The sequence below is a fragment of the Bacillus cereus group sp. MG16 genome (assembly GCF_040459875.1).
GTDB classification, from domain to species: Bacteria; Bacillota; Bacilli; order Bacillales; family Bacillaceae_G; genus Bacillus_A; species Bacillus_A paranthracis.
Genome location: NZ_JARVHE010000001.1, coordinates 3,818,301 through 3,837,839, shown reverse-complemented (window position 1 = coordinate 3,837,839; position 19,539 = coordinate 3,818,301). Strand labels below are relative to the sequence as shown.

Below are 19,539 nucleotides of genomic sequence, written 5' to 3'. Positions count from 1 at the left end.
ATTTAGCTGTTTTTTCTTTTTCCTATTAATTTTGTTACAGAGAGCATTGTAATTGGTAAAGAATGATTCTTTCTAAATGCTAAATATTTACCGCTCCATGTTGGTTTATATTTTTCTTTAAAATGTCGTAACCCGCTGAAACTATATGTGTAACGAACATTATTAAAGATGGCAGCAGCAACCCGTTCAGACCAGAAAGATTGTGTCGATAAACCTACATTTGAAAGTGGTGCCATACCAATATTAAAGGAGTGGTATTCATTTTCTTTTGCCCACTGGAATAGGTGGATGAAAATTGCATCCATAATGCCGCTAGGCGCATCTGGATAATAGCGCATTAAATCAACAGACAATGATCCGTCTTGATATACGGGCATAAATGTCGTGAATGCAATGATTTTTCCATCTGCATCAGATAATGTAGCGATAGGAGCACGGCTAATATATTCACGATCAAAGTATCCGAGTGAGAAACTTTTCTCTTTTTTTCCACCGAGCCATGCATCTGAAACTTTTTTTAATTCTTCAAATAGTTCATCTGAGAACGGCGGCTGGTGAATAGAGAATATATAGCCTTCTCGTTCAAAACGGTTGAAAGTCGCTCGCATACCGGCGCGTTTTTTTCCTGTTATTGTAAATGTATTCAAATCAACGACAGCTTCTTCACCAAGCTTAAAGAAGTTGTAACCAAAATCATGATATAAACTCATCCATTTACTTTCGATTTGGTAGAATACACAAATGTATCCAAATCGGTCAGCTTCAGCTAAAAACTCTTGTAACACAGTACGGTAGGAGGAAGGATCTCCAATTGGATCACCTAGCACAACAAGACGTTTTCCAGTTATAGAGAAGAGAAGGAGCGCTTTCCCATCACTACTAAAGAAGAATTGTTTATCGCCTAAAAAACCTAAATGACTAAGTACATTTCCACCATGTTCATCTAAAAAGTTTTGTAATCTTTTATCATTAGCTGGTTGCCCGGGAAATTCATTTCGATAACGATTAGCAATGAGTGAGCCAATCAGTAAAAATGTAGGAACGAAAAAGGCAGCTGCTAATGCACTTCGTTTTACTTGCGTAATATTACGAACGACAAAATCAGGTTTAAAAGCTTCTTTTGCACCTGCAAATAAAATACCTAAGTTTTTATATAAATATAAAGTTATAAGTAAGAATATAAAAACTTTTACGATATCAGAAAGTGAGACTTCCATTTTCTCGCGTATAAATCTTTTACGAAGCATATATAATACAGCGAGTACAATTAATAAAATAAACGTTTCTTCAATATCAATCCCTTTTAGCGTATTAAAGATAGCTGCTCCGATTAAAGAAATAATCGTCATATAGTAAGAACGTTTTGTTCCATAATATATGCCTCGTGAAAGGATCAGGAGGAGAATACCGAATGTTAGTGATAAGCTAAAAGAAAATTGAATAAGATGTTTTGGAGCTAGAATATGTAAGGCGTGTGCTCTGTTTATACTTGTCGGTAGAATGGTCGATAAAATAACCATTAATCCAGCAAATACTGTTAAAGCAGCAGAGGCCCACGAACCTAGTTTTCCTAGAAAATCACGCTGCAAAGTCCATATAACACCAGTTGTTTCTAATGCAGGCGCAATAAAAGGTTTGTCTTCAAACTTTTTAATGGCCACGCCTGTCATTTCAAAAGCTGCAAAAATAAGACCAAGGCAGAATGGTAAAATGTAATAGACGAGGCGATATAATAACATAGCAGGTAGTAATACGCCTGTATCAATGCCATATTGTCCGAGCCCAGTTAAAAAGACAAGGTCAAATGAACCAAGTCCACCAGGTACAAGACTAACAACACCAGCTAAAGCAGCAATTACATACACACCTAAAAACTTTTGAAATTCGATATCAATGCCAAATAATATTAGTATGACGTACATAACAATACCAGCAGATACCCACTCAACTAATGAAACTAATGAGTATAAAACAGTTGGATTTTTCTCTTCTTCTCGTTCATCTTGTCCTTCGGTTTGCTTTGGTTTTCTATTTTTTAGTTTAGAAAAGCCAATGTATATAGGGACGAAAAGGGCGAAGAAGATCAAAACAGGCCATAGCCACGGTTTTTCATGCAAAATAAAACTTGTGTCTAATATTCCAATAAGGCCGAGGAATGAAAGAATAGCGAGTCCGTTAATAAAAGCAGTTGTCATCCAGGCGATATTTTTAATCAGCTTGCCATTTTCTTTTATGTATGGACGATAAAGCATCGTACGTACACCCGCTCCAACGAGACCACCAAATCCAATAAATCCATTTAAGGTATTAGCAATCCATGAGATACGAAAAATCTTTTGGACAGGTATATCAGCTTTTAAATAACGAAGCATAACATAGTCGTAAAAGAACATTGTTGATACGGCAAATGCACCAAGTGTAATGGCTAAAAAGACTCCTCCGGTTGGAATGTTTTTAATTGTATTGATTGCTTCTAAAAAAGAAATGCCTGCTAATTCTTTTTTTGCTTGAAAGAATACAATGGTTAATACAACAAATGGGAAGATAATTTTCCCGATTTGTAAGAAACGTTTCCATGAAAACGACATAAATACAACTCTCCTTGTATAAGAAAACTGAGACAATAATATTATTATGACAAACTTCAAGAAAAATAAAAAGGTAAATTCCTGTATAAGGAAGCTATTTTTTATAAGGGTTATATTTAAAAGAGTATTTCGTTTGTCAGAAAATTAAGTTAAAATGAATTGAAAGAAGGAAGAGAGGGGAAGTAGATGATTATAATAGGTTATGCGGGATATGAGCTAGAGAAAGCAAAACCTAATACGTCAGAAGATTTTTTTAATAGATCTGAAGTGACATATATATTAAATGATAAAGAAAGAACCTTTTCTGTTTTATATGTTCGATATTTTGAAGAAGTTGTACAAGAAATTACTCCTTTTGAAGGAAATCCGGTATGTAAAGTAGAAAATCAAGACATATATTTGCGGGATATTGTAGCGATCTGTTGTTTACTGAAAGAGAATGAGCTTCGCATGCAAAAACGTTTGTATTTAAATAATATAGAAGAATTCCAACAATATTTTGATGAGGAAATAGTTGTGAAAGTACAAGAAATATTGGCTGAATTACATAAAAATAAAAGAGTAGAAATAGAGTGAACTGGCAAAGGAGAGGGAAAAATGTCTAATCTAATGGTGGAAAATCAAACAGAACAAGTTTCTATGTTTTTAGAAGATGTTATTCATTTGATAACCAATTATGTAAATTATCATACGTTGCCTTCTTTATTAGAAGAGACACCGGCAGGAAACGAACAATATTATAAAGGGTTATTAGCGTCAATAAGACGTCTTCTCGTTTTTTGTGAAGAAGGGCATGATGCGTGTTTTGTTTTGTTAAATAGCCAGCCATTTCGAAAGACAGCAGCTGAAAAGATTTTATATAAAATTTATCATCAAGTAATTGCAGAGTTTTTTTCACCAAAGAGTGATCATTGGTATGAAAATAGTCGGTCTGCTTATACAGGGAAAAACTCCATCGTTTTTCAACAAACGCCACCTGCATCTATAGAGCAAGTAATGAAGAATTTAGAAGGTAAATTTCAATTGATGCGTGAAGAACTAGAATATTATGAGACGGATTACCAAACAAAGATGTTACACAAATATTAATTGTGAAAAAGAAGCTAAGGGTACTTAGCTTCTTTTCCTTTTGTACAGTTATATAAGGGATTTCCTTTGAATATATTTAAGGGGATAGCATTAAGGAGGTGTAACATGAGTCAGCAAGGTGTATTCACAGATTACTTTCATGAAGTAGAAAGCTGGTGTGAAAGTGTTCTTCACGTATTAGATAGCCGTGCAATGGAAGTGTATGATGTCCATATGCTTGCTTATAAAATTCAAACGTTATTAGACCGTATGAAAGAGCATGAGTATGATACAGATGCAGAGTTTATGTATGAAATAAGTGATGATGTAGAACATATTCAGCATCATTTGCAGGAAGTATTCGTGCAGGGAGAAGAGGAATATGAACTATGTGAAAGAGGGGATAGTGAACGAGCTGTTCCAATTGGAGGGCATATACTCCCACCACTACCTTATCCATATAATGCGTTAGAACCGTATATTTCTAGAGAAATTATGATGTTACACCATGATAAACATCATCGTAGTTACGTGGAAGGATTAAATAAGGCAGAGAAGATGATGGAAGAAGCGAGAAAAACAAATCAATTTGATTTAATTAAGCATTGGGAAAGAGAAGCTGCTTTTCATGGATCAGGTCATTACTTGCACACAATATTTTGGAATAACATGAAAAAAGGTGGCGGCGGAAGTCCAAGAGGGGCTCTTTCACACCGGATTGAACAAGATTTTGGAAGTTTCTTGCGTTTTCAAAAACATTTTACAGAAGCAGCCTCTAAAGTGGAAGGTTCAGGATGGGCAATTCTCGTTTGGGTTCCGCGATCGGGAAGATTAGAAATTTTACAGAGTACACTTCATCAATTATTTACACAATGGGATACGATACCGCTCCTTGTACTAGACGTGTGGGAACATGCGTATTATTTACAATACCAAAATCGAAAAGATGAATATATTAAAAATTGGTGGAATGTTGTAAATTGGCCGGATGTAGAAAAAAGATTTGAAAGTGCAAAACAAATAGAATGGACACCTTATTAGACGCAGGTTCTCTGCGTCTTTTTTATTGGAAGGAGAGGGAGATTTCGTTCATATTTTAAAAGGCCAAGCATACACTTGTACAAAAAGTGCCAAAAGGACGTGGGGGGAAATATGAGACGAATTTGTGTAATCATTACGCTTCTTATTATGTACGCAAGCGTTATACCAATTCCTACATATGCAAAGATGACCAGCAATGTTAGTGCTCGAAATGCTGTATTAATGGAGCAACAGTCAGGTCGCGTATTATACGGAAAAGCAGAACATGAGCCGCAGAAGATTGCTAGTATAACAAAAATTATGACTGCCTTGTTAGCTGCTGAGTCAGGGAAAATGAAAGAAATGGTCTCGGTTAGTAATGAAGCAGTGAGAGTAGAAGGCTCAGCAATTTATTTAAAGCCTGGACAGAAAGTAAAATTAGAGGATTTAGTATATGGACTCATGCTTAGATCTGGTAATGATGCAGCACAAGTAATTGCTGAAAATGTAGGAGGGAGTATAGAAGGGTTTGTATATTTAATGAATGAAAAGGCGAAACAAATTGGAATGAAAGATACTCACTTTTCAAACCCACATGGTTTGGATGGAGATGGCTCCCATTATTCGTCGGCCTATGATATGGCACTTTTAACAAGGTATGCAATGGGGAACGAAACCTTTAAGAAGATTTTTGGGACAAAAACGTATAAATCAGATTCGTGGGATTATCCGTGGAAAAACAAACATAAACTTGTGACGTCTTATTATGAATTTGCAACAGGAGGAAAAACGGGTTTTACGAAGAAAGCAGGCCGGACGCTTGTTACAACAGCATCAAAAGATGGACTAGATTTAATTGTCGTAACTTTGAGCGCTTCTAGCGATTGGGATGATCATATGAATTTATTTGATAAAGGTTTTGAACGTTTCAAACAAACAAACGTGGTAGGACAAGGAGCTCTTGCTGAAATAACTGAAAAGAAATATGCCAATCATGTTTATACGAAAAATAGTTTTGCGGTACCTTTAACTGAGCAGGAAAGAAAGAATGTCGTATTAAAAGTTGAACTTGATAAAAGTGCGAAACTTAAGGATGGAGTAAAGGTTGGAAAGACAGAAATTTATGTTGGCAATGAGAAAGTTGGAGAACGAAATTTATTTTATAGTAAACGAAAGTTAGTAGCTACAACGGGAGTGTATTGGAATAATGTGAAAGAAATTTTTTCTCATATGATAGGTGTTGGAAGCGATGGTTAATCTCGTATGGGTAGCGATGGCAGTCATAGGGATTGTATATGCCATGATAAATGGAACGATGGAAGCAATCAATAAAGCAGTATTTGATGGAGCAAAAGACGCAGTAACAATTTGTATAGGACTCATTAGTGTTTTAGTATTTTGGCTCGGTTTAATGAAAGTTGCAGAGGAAGCAGGATTGTTAAAAAAGTTAGTGTCACTTTTTATGCCGATAGTAAAAAGATTGTTTCCAGAAATACCAAAGGACCATCCGTCAATGGGATTTATTTTATCGAATATGATGGCTAACTTTTTTGGGTTAGGTAATGCTGCGACCCCTCTTGGTATAAAAGCGATGGAACAATTGAAAGAGTTAAATGGGGGAAAGGATTCGGCGAGCCGTTCTATGGTGACGTTTCTTGCGTTAAATACATCAGCGATTACTTTAATTCCTACTACTGTCATCTCAATTCGAATGACGTATGAATCAGCGAATCCAACTGAAATTGTTGGGGTAACATTCATTGCACAAGTACTCTCTATGATCGGAGCGATTTGGATTGATCGCTATTTTTACCGAAGAAGGAGTAGGAAGGGGCGGAAAAAATGAGTATTGTTAATACGATATCATTATGGGTAATCCCTTGTGTAATTGGTTTTATCCTTTTATATGGAACGATAAAGAAAGTGCCGACGTATGAATCGTTCGTTGAGGGGGGGAAAGAAGGGATTCAAATTGCAATCTCTATTTTACCGTTTATGGTTGGAATGCTCGTATCTATTTCTATATTTCGAGCTTCAGGTGCATTAGATGCAATGATATCAGTAATGAAGCCGATGTTAGATTTAATTCATGTCCCAGCAGAAATTGTTCCACTAGCACTTATACGCCCTATTTCGGGCTCTGCTGGTTTAAGTATTACGACCGATTTAATTGCCACATATGGACCAGACTCGTTCATTGGACGATTGGCTTCTACAATGCAAGGGAGTACAGATACGACTTTTTATATTTTAACAGTATACTTCGGAGCTGTTGGAATTAGAAAAATGGGAGATGCATTAAAAGTAGGACTTTTTGCTGATTTAATCGGAATTATTTGTTCGATTGTGTTTGTTTCTTTAATGTTTAAGTAATACTATTCATTTTTTATGCTATTTCGCTTATAATACGTATACGACCACTATTAAGGTGTTGCTTAATAGTGGTTTTTTTATGCGGTATTTTTGACAAAATAATGAACTTTTATTGTGAGCAATATGAAAAATATGGACAATAATAAAAGGTAAAACCATGATTTGACCTTTATATGTTTATTATCATCGCTATGTTGTTTAAGTAAGAGGAAGCGAAAAGCCGTTAAGCGTATGCGGTTGCCAAGTCTTTCTAATGTAAGGTAAGATAAATTCGAGGTGAAAAAAAGAAATGGAACGATTACAAAAAGTGATTGCGCAAGCAGGTATTGCATCGAGAAGAAAGGCTGAGGAATTAATTCAGCAAGGAAAAGTGAAAGTTAACGGGAAAATAGTGAAGGAGTTAGGAACGAAAGTAACTCCTCAAGATAAAGTAGAAGTAAATAACATCCCTCTTGAAAAAGAAGAACCTGTTTATTTTTTACTATATAAACCAACTGGCGTAATTTCAAGTGTATCAGATGATAAAGGAAGAAGTGTTGTAACAGACTTTTTCCCGGAAATTACACAACGTTTATTCCCAATCGGACGCTTAGATTATGATACGTCTGGCGTATTATTAATGACAAACGATGGGGACTTCGCAAATGTATTAATGCACCCTAGATATAAAGTTGAAAAAACATATGTTGCAAAAATAAAAGGTCCTCTAACAGGTGAGAAAATTCGCATGTTAGAACGCGGTGTTATGTTAGAAGACGGAAAAACAGCACCAGCGCGTGTGAAAATCATTTCTTGGGACAAGCGTAAAGAAATGGCGATTGTACAATTAACAATTCATGAAGGTCGTAACCGTCAAGTACGTCGTATGTTTGAAGCTTTAGACTGTAAAGTAGTGAAACTAAAGCGTGAACGCTACGCCTTTTTAGAAGTGGGTAGCTTGCGACCTGGTGATGCAAGAGAATTGACACCGCATGAGGTGAAACAATTACGTGCATTGGCTTCTACAAAGCCTCGCTAATCGATATTGTGAAACTTTCACCAGTGGAATGCTCCGCTGGTGATTTATTAAAAATACATATATTCATCACTCGTCGAAGAGAGGGGAAACAATATGAAAAAAAATCGCTTATTATTTCGCGTTATTATTCTGCTCATTTTAAGCGGTGCTGTAGGATTTACACTTTATCAAGGATATTTCTCTAAAGAAGAGAAAATGGAAATTGGAAAAGAAGCACCTAACTTTGTTGTGACAGATTTAGAAGGAAAGAAAATTGAGCTAAAAGATTTTAAGGGAAAAGGTGTATTTTTAAACTTTTGGGGTACGTGGTGTAAACCTTGTGAGAAAGAAATGCCTTATATGAATGAACTATATCCAAAGTATAAAGAAAAAGGCGTTGAAATCATTGCGTTAGATGCAGATGAAACGGATATTGCTGTTAAGAATTTTGTGAAACAATACGATCTTAAGTTTCCCGTTGCAATCGATAAAGGTGGAGAAATTATAAAAACGTATGGAGTAATACCATTACCAACAAGCTTCTTGATTGATAAAGATGGTAAGGTGATTCAAGAGATTAAAGGTGAACAAACGAAGGAACAATTGGAGGAGTATTTAAAGAAAATCACTCCGTAATAAAGAAAACCTTTACATACAAGGCGCTTACCTATAGTGCCTTCGGTTTAAAAATTCTGAGTATTGCGGTAACTTGAGGTTAGAATATACAATAGTACATATAGATACAGGGGCGGTGAGAGTGTTGAAAGAAATTAAATGTGAATGTGGACATGTGAATCCGATAGGAACTGTTTTTTGTGAAGCTTGTGGGAAACCATTTGAAAGCAATGAAAATATAAAACTATTGGATATGCGCTATGAGGGGAGTGCTCGGAGATCTCTCACGCAAACAAAAACGATTATTGATAAAATTTGGAGCTTTTTCTCTTCTGTAAAAGTAGGTGTATGGCTCATTGTAATCACTTTAGCTGCATCGGCGATAGGGACTATTTTTCCGCAAGAAATGTACATAACTCCAGGAATTGCACCAGCTGAATATTATAAGCAAGAATACGGATTTTTAGGGCAATTATACTATCAATTAGGCTTTAATAATTTATACGGTTCATGGTGGTATATGATGTTAATTGCTTCAATTGGTATTTCTCTTGTGATATGTAGCTTAGACCGTGTCATTCCACTTTATAAAGCTTTAAAGAAGCAAGGGGTAAAAAGACACCCTAGCTTTTTAAAGAGACAAAGATTATATGGCACCGGTACACCGCAAGAGGGAGATTTTGAAAAAGTTCAAAAGAACTTAAAGAAAACGAACTATAATGTGAAAGTGGAAGACGGAAACGTTTTAGCAGAAAAGGGGCGTTTCTCGCGTTGGGGTCCATATGTAAATCATATCGGTCTTATTATCTTTTTATTCGGTGCGATGCTTCGTTTTTTACCGAGTATGTATGTAGATGAAACGCTTTGGTTACGTGATGGTGAAACGAAAGAAATACCAGGGACGGATGGCCAATATTATTTAAAAAGTGAGAAGTTTATAAAGGAAGTTTATGATAAAAGTAAGGACAAGGAGGTTTTTGATGAAGCAATTGACCGTGTAGGTGATAAAATGATTGCGAAAAACTTCCAAACGAATGCCGTATTATATAAAGCGGTAGGTGAAAAGATAGCTGGACAAAAACCAAAATTGGAAAAAGTAAAAGAAGTTGAAATTCGAGTAAATGAACCGCTGAAATTTGATCAATTTGCTGTTTATCAATTGAGTTATAGAGAAAATGAATTTAAAAGTATGTCCTTCCGTTTGCAAAATAAAGAAAATAATCAAAAGTGGGGACCGATTAAAGTTGATTTAACAAACCCTGCAGAAAAATATGATTTAGGAAATGGTTATTCTTTAGAACTATTAAGCTATTTCCCTGATTTTTATTTTGATGAGAATGGAAGACCAAATACAAAAACAAAATTACCAAACAACCCTGCATTTGTATTTAAAATGTTTACACCTGAAACACCAGATGGTGAAGTGAGTTTTGTTGGTATTCAGCAAAATATAGAACCTGATGGGAATAACAAATATAAAATGTCCTTTGCAGGTGTGGAAATGCAAAATGCAACAGCACTTACTGTAAGAAAAGATTTAACGCTTTGGATTCTCGGTATTGGAGGGTTTATATTTATGGTTGGTGTCATTCAAGGAATGTATTGGAATCATCGCCGTATTTGGATACAACGTGTTAATGATGAATGGTGGATTGCAGGACATACGAATAAAAACTGGTTCGGTTTAAAGAAAGATATTGAAAGAGTACTAGAAGGTACAGCAATTCCGCAACCAAATGATAAAGTAGTCGATAAAAAAATTAGTTAAGGTGGGGAAACGATATGGTGCAAATAAGTAGTAACTTTCTCTTTACCGCATTTATTTTATATTTAATTGCCACTCTATTTTTTGGGGGAGCAATTAAAGAAAAGGGTCATAAATGGGCAAATGTAGGAATAACGATTACAATTTTAGGGTTTATTGCACAAACAGTTTATTTTGTAACAAGGTGGATTGCATCAGGTCATGCGCCAGTTAGTAACTTTTTTGAATTTGGTACGTTTTTCGGCATGATGCTTGTCGGAGCATTTATTGTCATGTACTTTATGTACCGCGTAAGTATAATCGGACTATTTGCATTACCAGTTGCGCTTTTATTAATTGCTTATGCAAGTATGTTTCCGAGGGAAATATCACCGCTTATTCCATCTTTAAAAAGTAATTGGTTACATATTCACGTGACGACTGCGGCTGCAGGACAAGCAATTTTAGCAATTAGTTTTATTACGGGCGTTATGTATTTATTGAAAAATGTAGATCAATCAGTGAAAAGTAAACGTACATTTTGGCTAGAGACGGTAGTATTCACACTTGTTTGTACAGTTGGGTTTATTGGAGTAACAACGGTATATTCTAGTATGAAATATGAAGCAAAGTTTCAATGGATTGATAAAAATGAACAACAAGTGGAAATGAAATACAATCTTCCGGCTTTAGTGGGGCCGCATGAAGGGAAGTTACTGACAGAAAATAAATTAGAGCCGACAGTTGAAGTTCCGGCGATTGTAAATGCGAAAAAATTAAATACTGTTATTTGGTCAGTGTTAGTCGGAACGTTACTCTATATTGTATTAAGGCTAATTTTACGTAAACGAGTATCAGCGGCACTTCAGCCGTTAGTGAAAAATACGAATAGCGATTTGTTAGATGAAATAGGATATCGTTCTATTGCAATTGGATTCCCAGTTTTCACATTAGGTGCATTAATTTTCGCCATGATTTGGGCTCAAATAGCGTGGACACGTTTTTGGGGATGGGATCCGAAAGAGGTTTGGGCGCTTATTACTTGGCTCTTTTATGCTGCGGTATTACATTTACGTTTATCAAAAGGATGGCATGGAGAGAAGTCAGCGTGGTTAGCGGTAATTGGTTTTGCAATTATTATGTTTAACTTTATTGTAGTAAACTTAATTATCGCGGGTTTACATTCATACGCATAGAGAAATAAAATAGGAGAGTGTATGTCACTTTCCTATTTTATTTTTGTCAACTTTTCTTCTTTTTTGAGAAAAACATGACAAAGTAGCGGTTGATTTTGTAAAATGATGTCGAGGACATTATATACTGTTCGAAAAAAATACATAGTTTTGGAAAAAAATTGAACAAACTTTATTATTCTTGTGAAGCATAATATGGAAAGTGAAACATTTAGAGGATTGCTTAAATAAACGAGAATAGCGCAACATAATAGTATAGAAGGGTAGGTGTGAACCGTTGTGGTAAAAGTACGCAACGGGTAGAAATGGAAAATGAATCAAGAATTTTAATTGTAGACGATGAGGATCGTATTCGTCGTTTGTTGAAAATGTATTTAGAAAGAGAACAATACACAATTGAAGAAGCAGACAATGGTGATACAGCTTTAGAAATGGCACTGCAAAATGATTATGATTTAATTTTATTAGATCTTATGATGCCTGGTAAAGATGGTATCGAAGTATGTAAAGGGGTTCGTGAGAAGAAAGCGACGCCAATTATTATGTTGACAGCAAAAGGTGAAGAAGTAAATCGAGTACAAGGGTTTGAGGTAGGAACTGATGATTATATTGTGAAACCATTTAGCCCACGTGAAGTAGTACTTCGAGTGAAAGCGGTCTTACGACGTTCTGTACCAACAACATTCTTTACACAAGATACAACGACAAAAGATGTTACTGTATTCCCACATTTAACAATTGATAATGATGCACACCGTGTTACTGCAGATGGTAATGAAGTGAACTTAACACCGAAAGAGTACGAATTACTATTATTCTTAGCGAAAGCGCCTGATAAAGTATTTGATCGTGAGCAATTGTTAAAAGAAGTATGGCAATATGAATTCTTCGGAGATTTACGTACAGTTGATACGCATGTAAAGCGTTTACGTGAGAAGTTAAGCAAAAAATCACCAGATGCTGCGAAGATGATTGTTACCGTTTGGGGCGTGGGTTACAAGTTTGAGGTTGTGAACGACTGATGCTTTGGAGAAGTGTAGTAGGGAAGTTATGGATGACCATATTACTTCTCGTTTCGTTCGTGCTTGGATTTGTTGCGATTTTACTTTCACAGTTTTTTAGAACATATTATGTAGATATGAGTGAAGCTAGGCTTCAAAAAGTTGCAACAAGTGTTTCAGAGTTAATTGAAGAAGGTGCCGATGTAAAAACGATTGAGAATATCGCGTACAAATTCTCTGACCCACTTTCAAGGATCATTATTGTAGAAGATGGTAAAGAAATATCTTCTTCACCGAAACAAGAAGGATTAGTCACTCTTACAATGGATGATTTGAAAGAAGATAAAGAATTAGCGGCTGTTTTTACAGACAAAAAAGAAATTAAGAATAACATTAGAAAAGCCTCTAATAGTAGAAAGAATAAAAATACTGAAAATGATATTATGATTGTCGGAAAACCAGTGCAGTCAAAAAATGAAAGTGCAGTGTTTGTATACGAATCTTTACAAGTACCGATACAAGGTATGGAAAGAACGACTGATTTTATATTCTTATCAGCAGGGATTGCGATTATATTAACAACTTTCTTTGCATTCTTCTTATCTACTCGAATTACAGCGCCACTTCGTAAAATGCGTGAGGTTGCTTTTGAGGTGTCGCGTGGGAAGTTTGATGCAAAAGCTCCTATGGTATCCCAGGACGAGATTGGTGAGCTTGCAACAGCCTTAAATCAAATGGGGAAACAGTTGAAGTTTAATATGAATGCCCTGCAGCAAGAGAAAGAGCAGTTAGCTAGTATTTTAAGTAGTATGGCAGATGGGGTTATTACATTAAATCAAGAAGGTGAAGTCGTTGTAATCAATCCGCCGGCTGAACATTTCTTACAAGTTTGGCAAGAAGAAAAAGAGATAGAGCTCAGTAAAAAACTACCTTCTGAACTTGTTGAACTATTCCATCTCGTTGTAGAAAGCGAACAACAACAAGTGGTTGAAATTAATTTACAAAAAGGTAACTATGTAGTTCTTATGACGCCGCTTTACAATCAAACGAAAATTCGCGGGGCTGTAGCTGTATTGCGTGATATGACGGAAGAACGCCGTCTTGAGAAGATGCGTCAAGACTTTATTGCGAACGTATCACATGAACTTCGTACACCGATGGTCATGCTTCAAGGGTATAGTGAAGCAATTTTAGATGATATTGTGCAAACAAAAGAAGAAATTAATGAGTTTGTTCAAATCATTTATGATGAATCCGTTCGTTTAGGGAAACTTGTAAATGAATTGTTAGATTTAGCGCGTATGGAAAGTGGTAATGTAGAGTTACATATAGGTGAAGTTGATATTCATCCTTTCGTTGAAAAAATAGGTCGTAAATTCCAAGGGATTGCAAAGGATAAAGAAGTCGCATTAACGGTTGATTTCAAAGATCCAATTGAGCAATACCCATTTGATGCAGATCGTATGGAACAAGTATTGACGAATTTAATTGATAACGCAATACGTCATACGAACGCAGGCGGACATGTAACACTTGTAATTGATACGAAAAATAATGGTCTTATTTTTGAAGTACAAGATTCGGGCGCGGGTATTCCAGAAGAAGATATTCCATTTTTATTTGATCGTTTCTATAAAGCTGATAAAGCAAGAACACGTGGGAAAAAAGGTGGAACAGGACTCGGGCTTGCGATTGCAAAAAATATTGTGCAAGGCCATGATGGGAAAATTGCTGTTTCAAGTATTGTTGGAGAGGGAACTACATTCTCTGTATATTTACCGAATCGTATAATTTAGATATGCGTTTTTAAAGTTGATAATGAATAAAGTTCTACTGTTTTTTATTTTTTTGTAAAATCAATTAAATAAATAATAGTAGAGCTTTTTTTCTAACTTAGTCGAATAAAAAATAATGAGAGGGGTGTTGTAAAGCGATGAAATTATATACAAAAACAGGAGATAAGGGGACAACAAGTGTAATAGGGGGCAGAGTGGATAAAGATAATATCCGAGTTGAAGCATATGGCACGATAGATGAGGCGAATTCTCATATTGGATATGCGATGACTAAACTACAAGGTGGGTCTTTCGGAGATATTTACAATGAACTTGAAACGATTCAACATGAACTATTTGATTGCGGGGGAGACTTGGCGATAGTAGGTGAGAAAATTCCTTATAAAGTAAAAATTGAAATGGTCGAAAACTTAGAAAGTAGGATTGATTCGTATATAGAAGAAGCACCGCCACTAGAACGGTTTATTTTACCAGGTGGAAGCGAGTCGGCAGCTGCTATTCATATTGCACGTACAGTTGTAAGGCGAGCAGAACGATGTATCGTGTCCCTGCAAAAAGAAGGAGAAATAAATGAAGTTGTTCTAAAGTATGTAAATAGATTATCTGATTATTTATTTGCAGTAGCTAGAGTAATAAACGCTCGATTACAAGTAAAAGATGTAGAGTATAATCGCAGTGCAATCGTTTTTCGTGATAAGAAAGAGAAGGAAGTGGAGTGATTCACTTTCTTTTTTTGTATAGTTTTTTCTGTAATATACCAAAATAGAGAAGGTATGGTCGTAATTAGAAAACGGAGGATGTATATGAAAGCTTTAAAATATGGCGTCATGTTATTGACAGTACTGTTTTTATCTCAATTACATGTGTACGCAGAGGGAAATCAATGGGCATGGCCTGTTGAAGGGCAGATAAGTGATTATTTTGGGACAAGGCACGGAAAACACTACGGTATAGATATAGCGGCACCGATCGGCGCGCCTGTGTCAGCTATTCAAGAAGGTAAGGTAACAAAGTCTTATTATTCAAGTAGTTATGGAAACGTTGTTTTTATTAAACATGGAGAATATGAGGCTGTGTATGCACATTTAAATAAGAGATATGTAGTTCAAGGGGATTATATTTCAAAAGGAGAAATAATTGGAGAAGTAGGGAATACAGGAGAATCCCGAGGTGCACACTTACATTTAGAAGTTCATCAAGGAAGATGGACGATGGCGAAAAAAAATGCGATGAATCCATTGCTTGTTTTACATGAACAAAGAAATGAAGCAGTTTCTTCATCGTTATACGTCGTCCAAAAAGGCGACACTCTAGTTAGCATTGCGCGGAAATTTAGAATGTCAGTTAAGGAAATTCAAGAAAAAAATGGGTTGCAACAAGAGCTGATTTATCCAAATCAACAATTATATGTAAAGTAAAAAAAGAGCTAGTTTGAAGTGACCCCTAAAAGTTAGACACGGTTATTTCATTAGGCAGCTTGATAAAAATGAGTTCGGTATTGTACCGGACTCATTTTTAATTTTGCCTTAATCCGTTTCGTATTATAATAATCTATATATTTTTCTAATTCTATTTTAAAATGCTCTACACTTTCAAATTCTTTTATATAGAGGAACTCCGACTTCATAATCCCAAAGAAATTCTCTATTACTGCGTTGTCGTAACAGTTTCCTTTTCGAGACATACTCTGTACGATCCCCCTTGATTCAAGTGTACGGACGTATTGTCTCATTTGATAATGCCATCCTTGATCCGAATGCATCAGTAGCTGGTGGTTTTCAGGTAAACGTTCTAATGCTTTCTCTAACATCTCTGAAACAAGTGAATACGTCGGTCTAGAACCGATTGTATAGGTAATAATTTCACCATTATATAAGTCTAATACAGGTGATACATACAGTTTCTCTCCAAACAATTTAAACTCTGTGATGTCCGTTACCCATTTTTGATTCGGGACATCTGTATAAAAATTACGCTCTAAAATATTAGGTGCAATTTTACCGACTTTCCCTTTATAGGATTTATATTTCTTCATACGCACAACACACTTTAATCCAAACTCTTTCATAATGCGCTGAATCTTCTTGTGATTCACTTTTTGACCACGATTCGTTAACTCATCACGAATGCGACGGTAGCCATAACGACCTTCATTTTCCTCATAAATTGCTTTCATTTCAGCTTTCAAATCGGCATCTTGATCCGGACGATCCATTTTCTTTACTAAATCATAATACGTACTCCGTGGAATACCAGCTAGCTCCACGAGTGCCTTCACCGAATATTTATGCCTTAATTCATAGACTACTTGTGCCTTGTCTTGTTTCGTGATTTTTCCTTGTTTTGAACTAAGGCATTCAACTTTTTTAAGTACTCATTTTCCATTTCAAGCTGTTGAATACGTGCTTCAAGTGCTTCGACTGACCCTTCAGCTAAAGCTTGTTTTACTTGTTTATTTGAATCTTTTTTCATGGATGGACGCCCCTTTTTCTTAGATTGAAGGGCATCAATTCCTTGTGTTTCGAGCTGTTTTTTCCAAACAGAAATCGTTGAAGGGGCAGGAATGTTAAAGATAGCTGCCGTCTCAAATAAGGACATACCGTTTTCAATCATAAAGTTTAGTACGTCTAGTTTAAATTGTTGTGTGTAATTTGTACATCGTTTTAGAAAAGCTTCCATACCATTCTGTTTATATTGGTTTACCCAATTCAAAATAATTGTGTCACTTATACCAATCGATTTACCCATTTCTCGATAACTTTCATTTCCGTTCAAATAACGTAGAACGATTTGTATTTTTTCATCAGCTGTAAATTTAGCCATAGAAAAACTGCACCTCCAATTGTTAGACTGTGTCTAACAATTGGGGTGCAGTTCAGTTTAACTAGCTCTTTTTTACCAAAAAATAAAGACACATATAAATCCAGAAATAGCTAAGTAGCTATATAAGTAAAATACTTTCGCTCTTGTTTTTTCGTTTGTTCGAAATAGTACAATAGTCGGTTCAATTAAACCAATTGTCAAACAAAGTAAACCAAGAAGCATACAACCGATTGAAATAGAGTACAGGGCGATTTGTGGTCCTTGAAATGGAATCATCCATTTTAATAAAAATGCAATGAGTGCAGTATAGCAAATGCTGCCGATGTATTTATTCAATGGTGCATTAGAACGGAAACCAGGAAGCTTTTTTAAGAAAGAGCGGGAAACAACTTCAGTTTGTAAAGATGTATGCTCTTCTATTATTTTTTGAGCTTCTTTTCCTTTTTGGAAAAGGGATAATATCCAGTTTCGCTCACCTTGAAAAATAAATTGTGAAGTTGTCAAATAATGATCAACCTTTACTTTATTCCAACTCTTCCATGGATGACGCTCACATAATTTTAATTTACTTTCTGTCTTTTTATCATACTGATAAATACTGATGCCATCTTCATCGAAAGCAGCATAGTATGTCTCGCTTGAGAATGTGCCTAAATCAATTGGACAGTAGAAAAGTAATTCTTTTTTTAAGTAAAAGTATTCTTTCCTTAAGTTTTTTTTCATTGTTTCTCGAATAGAGTGTCTCTTCTCTTTCTTCATGACATTTCCTCCATAATCCAGAAAATGTTCTTATCTTAACAATTCAACATCTTATCACTTTTAATTATATATGACTAGGGGATTCATAGGAGAAATGCCGAATACTAAAAAATATGGAGTGTATTGTAAAATATAATGAATGATTTTGATTATGTAAAATTAATAACTTATTTTTAATAAGTTACGATTTTTTTGTTCACAATACGATCATGTTGTTGTATAATGAAGTAGAAAATAGAATATAGAATATCGGTCTATCTTCGGGGCAGGGTGAAAATCCCGACCGGCGGTGATGAACTATATGTGATTTTGTTCTAAGCCCGCGAGCCGTTAAGGCAGGATTTGGTGTGATTCCAAAGCCGACAGTACAGTCTGGATGGGAGAAGATGGAGGTTCAAGCGTTCAAAAAAGATAGATATTTGAACGTCTGTTTGATGTGCCTTAAATTCTCCCTTTGTGTAAAACACAAAGGGTTTTTTCGTTCTATGAAAAAGTAGGCATAGCAGAACCTTTCCACTTTCCATGAGATGATCGATGGAAAAGGAGAGAGAAAGATGAAACAAAAAAACAGTGTAGTGCAGATGGTGAGTGTAGCAATGCTAAGTAGTATTGCATATTTACTGATGATGTTGGATTTCCCATTCCCAGGGCTTCCGCCATTTTTAAAAATTGATTTTAGTGATGTGCCAGCTTTAATTGCTGCGATTATTTTCGGACCAATTGCAGGGGTAATTGTAGAAGCGATAAAGAATATTTTACATTACGGGATTCAAGGGAGTTTAACGGGAGTACCAGTTGGAGAAATTGCTAACTTTATTGCAGGATGTTTATTTATTGGACCAGCAGCTTTCTTATTTAGGAAGTATCGTACTGTTAAGAGTTTAACGACAGGATTAATGCTAGGGACAATTACAATGGCGCTCATTATGAGTGTATTAAATTACATCATCATATTCCCAGCTTACACTTGGTTTTTAAATTCACCAGCTATGTCTAGCGAAGCGATAAAAACAACGGTTGTAACGGCAATCTTACCATTTAATTTGATTAAAGGAATTGTTGTGACAATTGTATTTGTAGCGTTATTCTCACGCCTGAAAGTATGGGTATTTGCAAAAATGAAAAATGCATAAAATATAAAATAAAACCATTAGTAGTATGTAACTACTAATGGTTTTTTAATAAGGAGAATGAAAATAGAAAACAAAAAATACCCCTCAAAGGAATGAGGGGTATTTTTTGAAGTTAATAAAAGACTATTCGAATTTTAAAGCATCGCCGTCGAATGATTCGTCAGCAACTTTAATTGAGTCAGTTGGACAACCTTCGAATGCATCCATCATATCTTCAAGTAATACATCTGGAATTTCAACGATACCTTGGTTATCGTCTAATGTTACGAATGCAATACCTTCATCATCATAGTCATAAATGTCTGGTGCAGCAGCGCCACAAGCACCACATGCGATACAAGTATCTTTATCAACGATTGTATATTTTGCCATCTTTTTTCCCTCCTGATAATATGTATGTGAAAAGCTCGCCATAAAAATTATAACCTT

General features: G+C 35.5%; 19 protein-coding genes and 1 riboswitch. Of the genes, 15 read left to right on the top strand and 4 right to left on the bottom strand.

The genetic code is table 11. The features are described 5' to 3' along the window. Positions 1-2: 2 nt before the first annotated feature. Positions 3-2,588: a bifunctional lysylphosphatidylglycerol flippase/synthetase MprF gene (mprF, locus tag QCI73_RS19860; protein WP_353823600.1), complete on the bottom strand. Its 2,586-nt coding sequence runs from the start codon at positions 2,586-2,588 to the stop codon at positions 3-5. A 186-nt stretch (positions 2,589-2,774) separates the two neighbouring features. Here mprF and QCI73_RS19855 point away from each other — a divergent pair, with 186 nt between their 5' ends. From QCI73_RS19855 to QCI73_RS19790, 14 genes are all read left to right on the top strand, one after another. Then, entirely contained in the window at positions 2,775-3,164 is a 390-nt protein-coding gene (locus tag QCI73_RS19855; RefSeq protein WP_000583786.1) for a hypothetical protein, read from the top strand. A gap of 21 nt (positions 3,165-3,185) precedes the next feature. Next, on the top strand, positions 3,186-3,677 hold the full coding sequence (locus QCI73_RS19850; protein WP_000067566.1) for a YpuI family protein: 492 nt from the start codon (positions 3,186-3,188) through the stop codon (positions 3,675-3,677). Positions 3,678-3,782: 105 nt separating this feature from the next. Continuing rightward, the gene (locus QCI73_RS19845; protein ID WP_000082666.1) at positions 3,783-4,697 is read left to right on the top strand and encodes a superoxide dismutase; all 915 of its coding nucleotides are present in this window, start codon (positions 3,783-3,785) and stop codon (positions 4,695-4,697) included. Positions 4,698-4,808: 111 nt separating this feature from the next. After that, positions 4,809-5,933, top strand: a complete 1,125-nt coding sequence (gene dacB, locus QCI73_RS19840) for a D-alanyl-D-alanine carboxypeptidase DacB (RefSeq protein WP_001252623.1) — start codon at positions 4,809-4,811, stop codon at positions 5,931-5,933. After that, entirely contained in the window at positions 5,926-6,522 is a 597-nt protein-coding gene (gene spmA / locus QCI73_RS19835; protein WP_000247807.1) for a spore maturation protein SpmA, read from the top strand. The genes dacB and spmA overlap by 8 nt, the downstream gene beginning before the upstream one ends. Further along, positions 6,519-7,049, top strand: coding sequence for a spore maturation protein SpmB (gene spmB, locus QCI73_RS19830; protein WP_000029511.1), 531 nt, complete (start codon positions 6,519-6,521; stop codon positions 7,047-7,049). The genes spmA and spmB overlap by 4 nt, the downstream gene beginning before the upstream one ends. 289 nt (positions 7,050-7,338) lie before the next feature. Continuing rightward, positions 7,339-8,067, top strand: a complete 729-nt coding sequence (rluB, locus tag QCI73_RS19825) for a 23S rRNA pseudouridine(2605) synthase RluB (RefSeq protein WP_000440555.1) — start codon at positions 7,339-7,341, stop codon at positions 8,065-8,067. Positions 8,068-8,160: 93 nt separating this feature from the next. Beyond that, positions 8,161-8,682: a thiol-disulfide oxidoreductase ResA gene (resA, locus tag QCI73_RS19820; RefSeq protein ID WP_000742210.1), complete on the top strand. Its 522-nt coding sequence runs from the start codon at positions 8,161-8,163 to the stop codon at positions 8,680-8,682. 121 nt (positions 8,683-8,803) lie between these two features. Then, positions 8,804-10,429 carry a cytochrome c biogenesis protein ResB gene (gene resB, locus QCI73_RS19815; RefSeq protein WP_000910531.1) on the top strand — a complete coding sequence of 542 codons (1,626 nt, stop codon included), beginning with the start codon at positions 8,804-8,806 and terminating at the stop codon, positions 10,427-10,429. A gap of 14 nt (positions 10,430-10,443) precedes the next feature. Next, positions 10,444-11,601 (top strand): cytochrome c biogenesis protein ResC, encoded by a 1,158-nt coding sequence (resC, locus tag QCI73_RS19810; RefSeq protein ID WP_000250096.1) that lies wholly within the window; start codon positions 10,444-10,446, stop codon positions 11,599-11,601. Between the two features lie 302 nt (positions 11,602-11,903). Continuing rightward, entirely contained in the window at positions 11,904-12,620 is a 717-nt protein-coding gene (resD, locus tag QCI73_RS19805) for a DNA-binding response regulator ResD (RefSeq protein WP_000426862.1), read from the top strand. Beyond that, complete coding sequence (gene resE, locus QCI73_RS19800; RefSeq protein ID WP_262725972.1) at positions 12,620-14,395, top strand: sensor histidine kinase ResE; 1,776 nt, start codon at positions 12,620-12,622, stop codon at positions 14,393-14,395. Before resD ends, resE begins: the two co-directional genes overlap by 1 nt. A gap of 137 nt (positions 14,396-14,532) precedes the next feature. Continuing rightward, positions 14,533-15,114 (top strand): cob(I)yrinic acid a,c-diamide adenosyltransferase, encoded by a 582-nt coding sequence (locus tag QCI73_RS19795; RefSeq protein WP_000781286.1) that lies wholly within the window; start codon positions 14,533-14,535, stop codon positions 15,112-15,114. A gap of 84 nt (positions 15,115-15,198) precedes the next feature. Further along, entirely contained in the window at positions 15,199-15,813 is a 615-nt protein-coding gene (locus QCI73_RS19790) for a peptidoglycan DD-metalloendopeptidase family protein (RefSeq protein ID WP_000645699.1), read from the top strand. 50 nt (positions 15,814-15,863) lie between these two features. Here QCI73_RS19790 and QCI73_RS19785 read toward each other — a convergent pair. Together QCI73_RS19785 and QCI73_RS19780 are read right to left on the bottom strand one after the other, a co-directional pair. Continuing rightward, positions 15,864-17,218, bottom strand: a protein-coding gene (locus QCI73_RS19785) for an IS3 family transposase (RefSeq protein WP_353823599.1) whose coding sequence is annotated in 2 segments (ribosomal slippage) — positions 15,864-16,765 and positions 16,765-17,218 — 1,356 coding nt in all. Because the reading frame shifts where the segments join, the coding sequence is not laid out codon by codon here. Between the two features lie 72 nt (positions 17,219-17,290). Further along, complete coding sequence (locus QCI73_RS19780; protein WP_000711807.1) at positions 17,291-17,977, bottom strand: hypothetical protein; 687 nt, start codon at positions 17,975-17,977, stop codon at positions 17,291-17,293. A 252-nt stretch (positions 17,978-18,229) separates the two neighbouring features. Continuing rightward, positions 18,230-18,369: riboswitch (FMN riboswitch) on the top strand. Between the two features lie 162 nt (positions 18,370-18,531). On the opposite strand from QCI73_RS19780, the gene QCI73_RS19775 reads away from it, so the two are divergent. Beyond that, positions 18,532-19,110, top strand: a complete 579-nt coding sequence (locus QCI73_RS19775) for an ECF transporter S component (protein WP_353823598.1) — start codon at positions 18,532-18,534, stop codon at positions 19,108-19,110. Between the two features lie 123 nt (positions 19,111-19,233). On the opposite strand, the gene QCI73_RS19770 is transcribed toward QCI73_RS19775, so the two are convergent. Beyond that, positions 19,234-19,482, bottom strand: coding sequence for a ferredoxin (locus QCI73_RS19770; RefSeq protein ID WP_001151996.1), 249 nt, complete (start codon positions 19,480-19,482; stop codon positions 19,234-19,236). Positions 19,483-19,539 lie beyond the last annotated feature (57 nt).

What these genes read in the sequence shown, in the direction of transcription:
- mprF (WP_353823600.1), bottom strand. Translation starts at nt 2,588, where the DNA reads ATGTCGTTTTCATGGAAACGTTTCTTACAAATCGGGAAAATTATCTTC.
- QCI73_RS19855 (WP_000583786.1), top strand. Translation starts at nt 2,775, where the DNA reads ATGATTATAATAGGTTATGCGGGATATGAGCTAGAGAAAGCAAAACCT.
- QCI73_RS19850 (WP_000067566.1), top strand. Translation starts at nt 3,186, where the DNA reads ATGTCTAATCTAATGGTGGAAAATCAAACAGAACAAGTTTCTATGTTT.
- QCI73_RS19845 (WP_000082666.1), top strand. Translation starts at nt 3,783, where the DNA reads ATGAGTCAGCAAGGTGTATTCACAGATTACTTTCATGAAGTAGAAAGC.
- dacB (WP_001252623.1), top strand. Translation starts at nt 4,809, where the DNA reads ATGAGACGAATTTGTGTAATCATTACGCTTCTTATTATGTACGCAAGC.
- spmA (WP_000247807.1), top strand. Translation starts at nt 5,926, where the DNA reads ATGGTTAATCTCGTATGGGTAGCGATGGCAGTCATAGGGATTGTATAT.
- spmB (WP_000029511.1), top strand. Translation starts at nt 6,519, where the DNA reads ATGAGTATTGTTAATACGATATCATTATGGGTAATCCCTTGTGTAATT.
- rluB (WP_000440555.1), top strand. Translation starts at nt 7,339, where the DNA reads ATGGAACGATTACAAAAAGTGATTGCGCAAGCAGGTATTGCATCGAGA.
- resA (WP_000742210.1), top strand. Translation starts at nt 8,161, where the DNA reads ATGAAAAAAAATCGCTTATTATTTCGCGTTATTATTCTGCTCATTTTA.
- resC (WP_000250096.1), top strand. Translation starts at nt 10,444, where the DNA reads ATGGTGCAAATAAGTAGTAACTTTCTCTTTACCGCATTTATTTTATAT.
- resD (WP_000426862.1), top strand. Translation starts at nt 11,904, where the DNA reads ATGGAAAATGAATCAAGAATTTTAATTGTAGACGATGAGGATCGTATT.
- resE (WP_262725972.1), top strand. Translation starts at nt 12,620, where the DNA reads ATGCTTTGGAGAAGTGTAGTAGGGAAGTTATGGATGACCATATTACTT.
- QCI73_RS19795 (WP_000781286.1), top strand. Translation starts at nt 14,533, where the DNA reads ATGAAATTATATACAAAAACAGGAGATAAGGGGACAACAAGTGTAATA.
- QCI73_RS19790 (WP_000645699.1), top strand. Translation starts at nt 15,199, where the DNA reads ATGAAAGCTTTAAAATATGGCGTCATGTTATTGACAGTACTGTTTTTA.
- QCI73_RS19780 (WP_000711807.1), bottom strand. Translation starts at nt 17,977, where the DNA reads ATGAAGAAAGAGAAGAGACACTCTATTCGAGAAACAATGAAAAAAAAC.
- QCI73_RS19775 (WP_353823598.1), top strand. Translation starts at nt 18,532, where the DNA reads ATGAAACAAAAAAACAGTGTAGTGCAGATGGTGAGTGTAGCAATGCTA.
- QCI73_RS19770 (WP_001151996.1), bottom strand. Translation starts at nt 19,482, where the DNA reads ATGGCAAAATATACAATCGTTGATAAAGATACTTGTATCGCATGTGGT.